This is a genomic window from Rhizobium sp. BR 250, from assembly GCF_047445855.1.
GTDB lineage: Bacteria > Pseudomonadota > Alphaproteobacteria > Rhizobiales > Rhizobiaceae > Agrobacterium > Agrobacterium tumefaciens_I.
Window position 1 is genome coordinate 207,657 of record NZ_JARWKW010000011.1, and the last position, 11,342, is coordinate 218,998.

Here is an 11,342-nt window from a genome sequence, read left to right on the forward strand (position 1 = left end):
AATTTTGCGAGTAGATCATGAGCTATCCCTGGCCTGATGCGGGCACAGCCCTCAACGCGATTTCGACGCCCATGCCCGTCATTGATGAGGACAGGCTCGCCGCCAATATCCTCAGGGCGCAATCCTATCTGGATGCGCATGGCAAGGCGTTCCGGCCGCATATCAAGACACACAAGATACCCGCCATTGCCAAACAGCAGCTTCAGGTGGGCGCGATCGGCATCAATTGCCAGAAGGTCAGTGAGGCAGAGGTTTTCGCGGATGCCGGTTTCGATGATATCCTGATCACCTATAATATTCTCGGTGCGGTAAAGCTTTCGCGGTTGAAGACGCTGAATACACGCATCGGCAGGCTGAGTGTCGTGGCCGACAGCGCCGTGACGATTGCCGGCCTTGCCGATACATTCGATGTGGAAAGACCGCTGGCCGTGCTCGTTGAATGCGATACGGGCGGCAAGCGCTGTGGTGTGCAGACGCCGGAAGCGGCACTGGCGCTTGCGGAACAGATCGTTGCGGCACCGGGCCTGACATTCAAGGGCATTTTGACCTATCCGGCACCGGGCGGCGCCGAGACGGTGGAAAACTTCATTCGTGAGACCATGGCGTTGCTTGCGGCAAGGGGAGTAGATTGCCCGGTTCGATCCAGCGGCGGCTCACCGGATTTTTATTCCGCCCATCTCGTTCCTTCCGCCACCGAACATCGGGCCGGCACCTATGTCTATAATGACCGTTCGATGCTGCGCGCCGGGCATTGCAGCGCTGGCGATCTCGCAATGCATGTTCTCGCCACGGTCGTATCAAGGCCGACCGCCGATCGGGCGGTACTGGATTGCGGTTCCAAGGCCCTGACCTCAGATCTTCTGGGTTTCAGCGATTATGGGCTGATCGAGGGTTACGAGGGCGCAAAAATCATCTCGCTTTCTGAAGAGCATGCGGTTGTCGATCTATCCGGCTGCACCGGGGGTCGGCCTGAAATCGGTGATGTGCTCCAGGTCGTGCCGAACCACACCTGCGTCGTCAGCAATCTTTTCGACCGGATGGTGTTTCATCGAAACGGCGTTGTAACGCGGGTTGAAGAGGTCGCGGCGCGGGGAACGGTCTGGTAAAATTACCCGGCTAAGTAAATTTTGAATCGGAAGCTGCGGGAATGCAGATACCGGCAACGAGAATCGAAAGACATGCGCATCTTCACGGCGTCGCTCGCCACGGAAACCAATACGTTTTCACCCGTCCCGACGGATATGGATGCATTTCGCGCGGCTTTTTATGCCGGACCGGGGGAGCATCCGGAAACGCCGACGCTTTGCTCGTCACCCGTGCCGATTTTGCGCCGTCGCGGCAAGGCGGAAGGGTTTACGGTGATCGAAGGTACCTCCTGCTGGGCGGAACCGGCGGGTCTCATCCAGCGCCAGACCTATGAAACGTTGCGGGATACCATTCTTGCCGAGCTTGCTGCGGCCCTGCCGGTCGATGCCGTGGTGTTTGGCTTGCATGGCGCCATGGTGGCACAGGGTTATGACGACCCTGAAGGGGATTTCCTGTCCCGTGTTCGGGCTCTGGTCGGACCGGATGTGCTGGTCGCGGCGGAGTTTGATCCGCACAGCCATCTGACGGCGCTTCGGGTCAAAAATCTCGATATCATGGCAACATTTCTGGAATTTCCGCATACGGATTTTGAGGAACGCGGCGAGCATGTCGTGGAAATGGCGCTGCGTACGCTTCGGGGGGAGATCAGTCCGGTCATCTCCACTTTCGATTGCCGCATGATCACCATCTACCCGACCAGCCGCGAACCGATGCGTTCTTATGTCGACCGATTGAAGGCGATGGAGGGCAAGGACGGTGTCCTGTCGATTTCCGTCATTCACGGCTTCATGGCCGGCGACGTACCGGATATGGGGACCCGGATCGTTGTCGTCACCGACAATGACAAGGCAAAGGGTGATGCGCTGGCCGAAAAACTCGGCCACGAGCTTTATGCCATGCGCAAGCTGACCGCGATGCCGATGCTGGATACGGAATCGGGCCTCGACCTCGTTCTCAACCTTCGCAGCAACAACCCGGAGAAGCCGGTCGTCGTATCGGACATATGGGATAATCCCGGCGGCGGTGTTGCCGGCGACGCCACTCATATTCTGCGGCGCATGGTGGAGCGCGGCATGGACAATTTTGCCGTCGCGACGATCTGGGATCCGATTGCAGTGTCTTTCTGTCACGCCGCAGGCGAGGGGGCCGAGATCGATCTGCGCATCGGAGGTAAATCCAGCCCCGAGGGCGGGGAGCCGCTCGATTTCCGCATAAGGGTGATGCGCACGGCCGAGGCCGGCTGGCAGAGTTTCCGCAATAGCCGCGTAACGCTTGGCCGCGCCGCTGTCGTCCGGCCGCTCGGCACGGAGATCGATATTATCCTCATCACCAGCCGAACGCAGACTTATGAGCCGGATATCTTTTCCAATCTCGGCATCGATTTCGCGAAGAAGAATGTGCTGCTGGTCAAATCGACCAACCATTTTCACGCCGGCTTTGCGCCGATCGCCTCCGAAATCGTTTATATAGCGGCTCCGACGTCCTATCCGACCGATCCGGCAAAAACGCCCTATCGCAAGGCGAGCCTTGAACTCTGGCCGCGCGTGGCCGATCCGCTAGGTCTGGATTGAGGCGTTAGCAGTTTGCGCCTTGTCTAAGCGGAACCGCGACACATGTTCTGGAAAGACTTCAGATATGCTCGAGCGTGATCAGAAAAAACGCGTCTTCGCTCTGATCCGCTTCGATGGAGAACGGCAAACCAGCTTCCATCAGCAGGCCATCGAGCTTCTCCAGACGGCTCTTACTGTCGCCGGTGGAGACCGTCAGAGGTTCCAGCGCGAGAACAAGTGTGATGTTTCCGGCTGCTTCGCCTGAAAATGGCCCGGAATGCCTTTCCACCACATGACGAAAGGTTGAGCGCCGGGTCATGACGTTCAGATCGGTAATCGGGCCAGACGGCAAGGTCGCGTTCACCGGAACATCGGCCGGAAAGGGCAGGAGCGGGCTTTCCTTCGTCAGCAGCAGCGGATCGCCAGCCGCGATCGAAAGCGCCATACCGTTTCCCTGAAGAATCGACAGAGTGCGGTCTATTCCGGGAAAGATCGAAAACGGTCCGTCGCTCGCAACCGTTGCCATGCTGATGCGCCAGTCGAAGTCCTCCACGGAAGAGCCGGGCGGAAAAATGGCGATTTCCACTGTTTCGCCGCCACCATTTTTCCAGGGCATTCGCTTGTAGTCGCTTGCGCGCAGCAGGGTCATGGTTTCCATCTCTAAGAAGGATCGGCCGGAAATGGTGTTCCCCATCCCCGGCCGTGGGAGGATCAATTGCCGAGAATGCCGGGCAGGCGCAGGCCCTGCTCCCTGGCGCATTCCACGGCGATATCGTAACCGGCATCGGCGTGGCGCATGACGCCGGTGGCCGGGTCGTTCCACAACACCCGTTCCAGTCGGCGCGCGGCATCATCCGTGCCATCGGCGCAGATGACCATGCCGGAATGCTGCGAGAAACCCATGCCGACGCCGCCGCCGTGATGCAGCGAAACCCAGGTCGCGCCGGATGCGGTGTTGAGCAGCGCATTGAGAAGCGGCCAGTCGGAAACGGCATCCGAGCCGTCCTTCATGGCTTCGGTCTCGCGGTTGGGTGAGGCAACGGAGCCGCTGTCAAGATGGTCACGGCCGATGACGATCGGTGCCTTCAATTCACCGTTCTTGACCATTTCATTGAAGGCAAGCCCGAGGCGATGGCGGTCACCAAGCCCAACCCAGCAGATGCGCGCCGGCAGGCCCTGGAAAGCGATGCGCTCGCGCGCCATATCCAGCCAGTTGTGCAGGTGTTTGTTGTCGGGCAGCAGTTCCTTCACCTTGGCGTCGGTCTTGTAGATGTCTTCCGGATCACCGGAAAGGGCAGCCCAGCGGAACGGGCCGATGCCGCGGCAAAAGAGTGGGCGGATATAGGCCGGCACGAAGCCCGGGAATGCGAAGGCGTTTTCCAGCCCTTCATCCTTGGCGACCTGGCGGATATTGTTGCCGTAATCGAGCGTCGGAACGCCGGCATTCCAGAAACTGACCATGGCCTGAACATGCACCTTCATCGAGGCGCGGGCGGCAGCGGCAACGGCCTTCGGGTCGCTTTCCTGCTTGGCGCGCCATTCGGCAACGGTCCAGCCGGCGGGAAGATAGCCATGCACGGGATCGTGTGCCGAGGTCTGGTCAGTGACGATATCGGGGCGGACGCCGCGACGGACGAGTTCCGGGAAGATTTCCGCGGCATTGCCGATCAGGCCGACGGATTTCGCCTCGCCTGCCTTGGTCCACTGGTCGATCAGCGCCAGCGCCTCATCCAGCGTATGCGCCTTCGCATCGACATAACGGGTGCGCAAGCGGAAATCGACGCGCGTTTCATCACATTCGACGGCAAGGCAGCAGGCGCCAGCCATGACGGCGGCCAGCGGCTGCGCACCGCCCATGCCGCCAAGGCCGCCGGTCAGGATCCATTTGCCCTTCAGGTTGCCGTCATAATGCTGGCGGCCAGCCTCGACGAAGGTTTCATAGGTGCCCTGCACAATGCCCTGCGTGCCGATGTAAATCCACGAACCGGCCGTCATCTGGCCGTACATCGCAAGGCCCTTCTTATCCAGCTCGTTGAAATGATCCCAGTTCGCCCAATGCGGCACCAGATTGGAGTTGGCGATCAGCACGCGCGGTGCATCCTTGTGGGTGCGGAACACGCCGACCGGCTTGCCGGACTGCACGATGAGGGTTTCGTCCTCGTTCAGGTCCTTCAGCGTCGCGACGATACGGTCGAAATCGTCCCAGGTGCGGGCGGCGCGGCCGATGCCGCCATAAACCACCAGCTCATGCGGGCGCTCGGCGACGTCAGGATCGAGATTGTTCATCAGCATGCGCAGCGGCGCTTCCGTCATCCAGCTTTTGGCATTGAGTTCAGTGCCCTGCGGTGCGCGGACGTCGCGAATATTGTGGCGTGGATTGTTCATGTGCTTTCCCCTTATCATTTCGTGTCGAGCGCAAATTTTTCCATGCGCGTGAGAATGGTCTTGAGATGGGTGCGAAGCCGTTCTGCTTTACCCGTGTCATAGGCAAAAGGCGGGTGCTCGTTTTGAAGATGGGTGGATTGCGCCAGCTCCATCTGAATGGCATGCACGCCGGTCTCCGGTTTTCCGTAATGGCGCGTCGTCCAGCCGCCTTTGAAGCGGCCGTTCAGAATGCTGTCATAGCCCTTTGCTGCTGCAGTCACCTCGACGGCGATTGTCTCGATCGCCGGATCGCAGGCCTTGCCCATATCCGTGCCGATGTTGAAATCCGGCAGCTTACCCTCGAACAGGAAGGGGATATGTGAGCGGATCGAATGGCAATCATAAAGAATGGCGATGCCATGAATGGATTTCACCCGTTCGATTTCCGCCGCAAGGGCTGAGTGATAGGGCGCGTGGAAGTTTTCAAGGCGATAGGCGATGTCGGCTTCGTTCGGCTCCGCTCCCTCTTTCCAGATGGCCTTTCCGTCGAAATCCGTTTCCGGGATAAGGCCGGTCGTGTTCTGGCCCGGATAAAGGCTCACGCCGGCCGGATCGCGGTTGGCATCGATCACGTAGCGGTGGAAGGTGGCCCGCACGGTCGTCGCGTTGTCGAGAAGCCCGGCATAAAGCTCATGGATATGCCAATCCGTATCGGCGAGAATTTTGCCGTTGTCGTTCAGACGATCCCGGATGTCCGCCGGCACATCCGTACCGGTGTGAGGCAGGCCGAGGATGATGGGTGAGGTGCCCTGGTGAAGAGAAAAAGGGGTGGTCATCGATCAGCCCTTTCTGTCGGGGGTAACCCCAGTTCACAAACGGAGTTGGAGGAGGATAAAACGTCCATCATCTCAAACCTCCAGCTTCGGCAGAATGCCGCCCGAAATGGTTGAGACCAGCGCGCCGGAGGCGATCAGCTCTGCCGCCGCTTTCAAATCCGGCGCCATATAGCGGTCTTCTTCCAGCGAAGGGATCGCTGCACGCAACACGGCAATCGCCTTTTGCAGCTCGGGGCTGGTTTTCAGCGGCCCGCGCAGTTCCACACCCTGAACGGCGGAAAGCGCCTCGATGCCCAGAATGGCAAAGAGATTATCCGTCATCGGCAGCAGACGCCGCGCACCATGGCAGGCCATGGAGACATGGTCTTCCTGATTGGCCGAAGTCGGTGTCGAATCGACCGAGGCCGGATGCGCCATCTGCTTGTTCTCGCTCATCAGCGCAGCGGAGGTGACTTCGGCGATCATCAGGCCGGAATTCAGCCCGGGCTTCTTGGAAAGAAAAGCGGGCAGACCATAAGAAAGCGCCGGATCGACCAGCAGCGCCACGCGGCGTTGGGCGATCGCGCCGATTTCGCAAATGGCAAGCGCCGTCTGGTCGGCGGCAAAGGCCACCGGTTCGGCGTGGAAGTTGCCGCCGGAAACGACCGAATTGTCCGATAGTACCAGCGGATTGTCGGTCACCGCATTGGCTTCGATTTCCAGTGTGCGGGCCACCTGGCGCAGAAGATCGAGGCAGGCGCCATCCACTTGCGGCTGGCAGCGGATGCAATAGGGGTCCTGCACCCGCTCGTCGCCTTCAATGTGGCTGACGCGGATTTCCGAACCTTCGAGCAGCCGGCGCAAAGCTGCACCGGCGTCGATCTGGCCCTTGTGGCCGCGCAGGCTGTGAATATCGGGATGGAAGGGCGCGGATGAGCCCATGGCGGCATCGGTGGAAAGCGCGCCGGTAATCAGCGCTGCCTGTGCGGCGCGATGGGCGCGGAAAAGACCGGCCAGCGCCAGCGCCGTAGAAGTCTGTGTGCCGTTGATCAGCGCCAGCCCTTCTTTTGCCGCAAGAACCACCGGGGTCAGCCCGGCTTTAGCGAGTGCCTCGCCGGCGGAAAGAAGCACGCCCTCATAAAAGGCCTCGCCTTCGCCCATCATCACGGCGGCCATATGGGCAAGCGGCGCGAGGTCGCCGGATGCGCCGACCGAACCCTTTTCGGGAATGACGGGGATGACGCCCTTTTCCAGCATACCTTCGATCAGCCGAACCAGTTCCAGCCGCACACCGGACGCGCCGCGGCCGAGCGAAACCAGCTTCAGCGCCATGATCAGCCGCACGATATTTTCAGGAAGCGGTGCGCCAACCCCGCAGCAATGCGACAGGATGAGATTGCGCTGCAGCGTCGCCACATCGGCGGCGTCGATCTTGATGGAAGCAAGCTTTCCGAAACCGGTATTGATGCCATAGACCGGCGCATTGCCGGCGGCGATTTCGGCGATGCGGGCAGCCGCTTTTTTAATGCTGGCATCGAAGGAGTGGTCGAGCTTTGCCGAACCGTTTTCCCAGTAGATCGCGGCAAGATCGGCAAGCGTCACGGCGCCTGGATGAAGCGTGATGGTTTTCATGGTCATGGGGAAACCTTCTGTCCCTTGAAAATACGGGCATGGAGCGGGTTAAAACCGATGCGATAGACAAGCTCGGCCGGGCGCTCGATATCCCAGATGGCAAAATCGGCGGATTTTCCGGCCTCCAGTGTGCCGGTTTCCGCAAGCAGACCGAGCGCCTTTGCCGCATTGCGCGTCGTCGCCGTCAGGCACTCTTCCACGGTCATGCGGAAAAGCGTGGCGCCCATATTCATGGTCAGCAGCAATGAGGTGAGCGGCGAGGTGCCGGGGTTGCAATCCGTTGCGAGCGCAATCTCGGCTCCGGCATCACGCAGCGCCTGCATCGGTGGCAGCTGCTTTTCCCTGAGCGCATAGAAGGCACCGGGCAGAAGCACGGCCACCGTTCCCGCTTTTGCCAGCGCCTTCGCACCGGTTTCATCGAGATATTCCAGATGATCGGCCGAAAGTGCGTTGTAGGATGCCGCAAGCTCGGCGCCGCCGAGATTGGAAAGCTGCTCGGCATGCAGTTTGACGGGGAGCCCCCGCTGCTTCGCTGCCGCGAAAACCCGATCGATTTCCGCGACGGAAAAGGCGATGCCTTCGCAAAAACCATCCACCGCATCCGCCAGTCCTTCCGCATGGGCCTTTTCCAGCCCGGGCAGAACGACTTCAGTAATGTAATCGGCGTTGCGGCCCTTATAGTCTGTGGGTGTCGCGTGTGCGGCGAGGTAGCTGGTGACGATGCGCACCGGGCGCAGCGTCTCAAGCCTGCGGGCGACACGCAGCATTTTCAGCTCGGTTTCGATGTCGAGACCGTAACCGGATTTGATTTCAATGGTGGAAACGCCTTCGGAAAGAAGCGTGTCGAGACGCGGCAGCGCCTGCGCGACCAATGCCTCTTCCGAAAGCGCGCGCGTGTCGCGCACCGAAGAAACGATGCCGCCGCCCGCTTTGGCGATCTCTTCATAGGTGGCGCCATTCAGCCGCATCTCGAATTCCATGGCGCGATTGCCGCCAAAGACGAGATGGGTGTGGCAGTCGATCAAGGCGGGTGTGATCCAGCGGCCGCCGCAATCGGTTGTCTCATCGGCTGTCGAGAGATCGGCGGGCAGATCGCTTTCCGGGCCAGCAAAGGCAATGCGGCCGTTACGCACGGCAATGACGGCATTTTCGACAGCGCCGATGCCGGCAATGGCAGGATTGAAAGTCGCCAGCCGGGCGTTGCGCCACAAAGCCGTGGCGTTCCCCATCGCCGTTCCCTTCGTAGAATTGTTCCCTGGCATTTGCTTTTCGCCTTTCCTTTGTGAGTTAAATGTATATACATAATAATCGGCTTGGCAAGCTGCAATTTCGGGTTTGAAATGGCCTTGCCGGAAAGAACCAAAGGAGAGGGTGGCATGACGGCAATTCACGCGGGCGCGGCGCTTCTGGCTGGTGGATGGGCGAAAGATGTTCGCATCATCTGCGAGGACGGCGTTATTTCATCCGTCGAAACCGGCGTTTCTCCGCAGCCCCAGGATGAGCGCCACGCCGTCATCGTTCCGGCCATGCCCAACCTTCACAGTCACGCCTTTCAGCGCGCCATGGCCGGGCTTGCCGAAATTCGCGGCCCCGGTGACGACAGTTTCTGGAGCTGGCGCACGGTCATGTATAAATTCGCGCTCTCCATGACACCGGACCATGTCGAGGCGGTCGCCGCCCAGCTTTATATGGAAATGCTCGAGGCGGGTTTCGGCCGGGTCGGCGAATTCCACTACCTGCATAATGACAGGGACGGTTCGCACTACGGCAATATCGCAGAAATGGCCGAGCGTATCGGCGCGGCCGCTTCGCAGACGGGCATCGGTCTCACATTGCTGCCGGTCTTTTACGCCCATTCCGGTTTTGGCGGTCAGGCGCCGATCGACGGGCAGAAACGCTTTATCCATTCACTCGACAGTTACGGAAAGCTGATACAGGGCGCCCAAGCCGTGGTGGACAGCCTGCCGGGCGCCATGCTTGGCATCGCGCCGCACAGCCTGCGCGCCGTGACCGGCGACGAGCTGGCGGCCATCGAACCGCTGGCAAAGGGTGGGCCGATCCATATTCATGTGGCGGAACAGACGAAGGAAGTGGACGATTCGCTCGCCTTTTCCGGCGCCCGGCCGGTGGAATGGCTGCTGGACAATGCGTCAGTCGATGGCCGCTGGTGCCTTATCCACGCGACGCATATGACGGAAACCGAAACGAAACGTATGGCGCAAAGGGGTGCCATTGCCGGTCTCTGCCCGATCACCGAGGCCAATCTCGGTGACGGTATCTTCCCGGCCCCGGTCTTTCTCGCCGAAGGCGGCCATTACGGTGTCGGATCCGACTCCAATATCCTGATTTCCGTACCGGAAGAGTTGCGGACGCTTGAATATTCGCAGCGCCTCTCGCTTCGGGCGCGTAACGTCATCGCCGATGCCGGTTGTTCCACGGGTGAAAAACTCTTCCTGCAGGCGCTCGAAGGCGGTGGCAGGGCTTTGGCATCGCCAAATGGCGTGGAAAAGGGAAAAAGCGCCGATTTTGTCGCTCTCGATGTGTCCGCCGTCTCCTATCTTCCAACTTCCCAGATTCTCGATCAGTGGATATTTGCCGGCGGCATCGCGGTCGATTCCGTCTGGGTGCGCGGCAAAAAACTGGTGCAGGCCGGCCAGCATATCCGTCGCCGTGAAATATCCGGTCGCTTTAACAAGGTCATGGCCGAACTCCTCGATAGCTGATATGGCCTCGGCAGCAACGGAAAAAAGCCAGTGGGGAAAGGCATTTCGGACGTGACGAAATCATCGGCCGGGCAGACCCTGCACCAGCGAATCCTCAGCGACATCGAGGGCCGGATCGTTTCGGGAGAATGGCCGCCGGGTCATCGGCTGCCTTTCGAGGTTGACCTTGCCGATCAATATCATTGTTCGCGCATGACCGTGAACAAGGTCATGGGCCAGCTCGCCAAGGCCGGTTTGATCGAACGCCGCAAGAAGTCCGGCAGTTTCGTTCGCCAGCCGCAGATCCAGTCCGCCGTTCTTCAGATTCATGACATCGGGGCCGAGGTTGAATCGCTCGGTCTCGACTATGGTTTCAAAGTCCTGGAAGGCACGAGACGCAGCGCCAAAAGCGGGGATCGTGAAAGGCTCGACGTTTCCGCCGGCACAGACCTGCTCGAAATCATCTGCATCCATTTCGCGGGCGCGCGCGAATTTTGTGTCGAACAGCGCCTCATCAATCTGGCCGCCGTGCCGGAAGCGGCTGAAACCGACTTCAGCGAAATCGCACCCGGCCCCTGGCTGCTTGGCCATGTGCCATGGAGTACCGCCGAACACCGGATCAGCGCCGAAACGCCATCCAGGGAGATCGCGCGCCTGCTCGCTATTTCGGACAGGCAGGCCTGTCTTGTCGTGGAGCGTCGCACCTGGAGCAATTCAGGCGCGGTCACCTATGTGCGTTTTACCTATCCGGGAAATGCGCATGCGCTGGTCGCCCGTTTCAGCCCATCTTCCGATTGATTTCCGCATGGGGCCGCTGGCCTGTTAGGGCCAAATACAAACCCTATATAGGGGAAGCCCATCATAGCTTGCGGCCCGCGAGCCTGAAATCGTTAAAAGCCGTTAATTTATACGATAAATCTCAAATTACCTTTTAATTACAGTCGTTTGTATGTTTTTGTAAGTTTTTCGAATTTGGGCTGTTGACTTGTTCGGTGCGGTTCTCTTATAAGTCCGCTCACTGAACGAGGGCGGCGGCGCTGCTGGCGACGAAGTCTTTCGTTCTAAATAAATCAAGTTGATGAGCTGAATGCTTGTTGGTTTCCGGGGTTTTGAGCCTTGGGGGTTTGATTTTTTGACTGCTTTGAGTGGTCTGTTTTTTGACAATTGAATATGAGAAGAAAGAGAAACGTGGG

At 59.6% G+C, this 11,342-nt stretch carries 9 protein-coding genes; 4 read left to right on the forward strand and 5 right to left on the reverse strand.

Annotated features, from left to right (window positions below):
* Positions 1-17: 17 nt before the first annotated feature.
* Positions 18-1,106 (forward strand): D-TA family PLP-dependent enzyme, encoded by a 1,089-nt coding sequence (locus QD336_RS18445; RefSeq protein WP_499171656.1) that lies wholly within the window; start codon positions 18-20, stop codon positions 1,104-1,106.
* Positions 1,107-1,178: 72 nt separating this feature from the next.
* Complete coding sequence (locus tag QD336_RS18450) at positions 1,179-2,657, forward strand: M81 family metallopeptidase (protein WP_499171657.1); 1,479 nt, start codon at positions 1,179-1,181, stop codon at positions 2,655-2,657.
* A 58-nt stretch (positions 2,658-2,715) separates the two neighbouring features.
* Here the strand turns inward: QD336_RS18450 and QD336_RS18455 are convergent, their stop codons facing one another.
* The 5 genes from QD336_RS18455 to hutI all read right to left on the reverse strand — a co-directional run bounded on the left by QD336_RS18455 (position 2,716) and on the right by hutI (position 8,676).
* Complete coding sequence (locus QD336_RS18455) at positions 2,716-3,285, reverse strand: HutD/Ves family protein (protein WP_499171658.1); 570 nt, start codon at positions 3,283-3,285, stop codon at positions 2,716-2,718.
* A 62-nt stretch (positions 3,286-3,347) separates the two neighbouring features.
* Positions 3,348-5,021 (reverse strand): urocanate hydratase, encoded by a 1,674-nt coding sequence (gene hutU, locus QD336_RS18460; RefSeq protein ID WP_499171660.1) that lies wholly within the window; start codon positions 5,019-5,021, stop codon positions 3,348-3,350.
* 14 nt (positions 5,022-5,035) lie between these two features.
* Complete coding sequence (gene hutG, locus QD336_RS18465; protein WP_499171661.1) at positions 5,036-5,836, reverse strand: N-formylglutamate deformylase; 801 nt, start codon at positions 5,834-5,836, stop codon at positions 5,036-5,038.
* A 72-nt stretch (positions 5,837-5,908) separates the two neighbouring features.
* Positions 5,909-7,453, reverse strand: coding sequence for a histidine ammonia-lyase (gene hutH / locus QD336_RS18470; RefSeq protein ID WP_499171662.1), 1,545 nt, complete (start codon positions 7,451-7,453; stop codon positions 5,909-5,911).
* Positions 7,450-8,676: an imidazolonepropionase gene (hutI, locus tag QD336_RS18475; protein ID WP_499171663.1), complete on the reverse strand. Its 1,227-nt coding sequence runs from the start codon at positions 8,674-8,676 to the stop codon at positions 7,450-7,452. The genes hutH and hutI overlap by 4 nt, the downstream gene beginning before the upstream one ends.
* 147 nt (positions 8,677-8,823) lie before the next feature.
* Here hutI and QD336_RS18480 point away from each other — a divergent pair, with 147 nt between their 5' ends.
* Positions 8,824-10,170: a formimidoylglutamate deiminase gene (locus QD336_RS18480; protein WP_499171664.1), complete on the forward strand. Its 1,347-nt coding sequence runs from the start codon at positions 8,824-8,826 to the stop codon at positions 10,168-10,170.
* A 51-nt stretch (positions 10,171-10,221) separates the two neighbouring features.
* Positions 10,222-10,947, forward strand: coding sequence for a histidine utilization transcriptional repressor HutC (gene hutC / locus QD336_RS18485; RefSeq protein ID WP_499171665.1), 726 nt, complete (start codon positions 10,222-10,224; stop codon positions 10,945-10,947).
* The last annotated feature ends 395 nt before the right edge of the window (positions 10,948-11,342 follow it).

Bases quoted from the DNA above. Each gene is read 5' to 3' on its own strand.
- QD336_RS18445 (WP_499171656.1), top strand. From the start codon at position 18: ATGAGCTATCCCTGGCCTGATGCGGGCACAGCCCTCAACGCGATTTCG.
- QD336_RS18455 (WP_499171658.1), bottom strand. From the start codon at position 3,285: ATGACCCTGCTGCGCGCAAGCGACTACAAGCGAATGCCCTGGAAAAAT.
- hutG (WP_499171661.1), bottom strand. From the start codon at position 5,836: ATGACCACCCCTTTTTCTCTTCACCAGGGCACCTCACCCATCATCCTC.
- QD336_RS18480 (WP_499171664.1), top strand. From the start codon at position 8,824: ATGACGGCAATTCACGCGGGCGCGGCGCTTCTGGCTGGTGGATGGGCG.
- hutH (WP_499171662.1), bottom strand. From the start codon at position 7,453: ATGACCATGAAAACCATCACGCTTCATCCAGGCGCCGTGACGCTTGCC.
- hutI (WP_499171663.1), bottom strand. From the start codon at position 8,676: ATGGGGAACGCCACGGCTTTGTGGCGCAACGCCCGGCTGGCGACTTTC.
- QD336_RS18450 (WP_499171657.1), top strand. From the start codon at position 1,179: ATGCGCATCTTCACGGCGTCGCTCGCCACGGAAACCAATACGTTTTCA.
- hutU (WP_499171660.1), bottom strand. From the start codon at position 5,021: ATGAACAATCCACGCCACAATATTCGCGACGTCCGCGCACCGCAGGGC.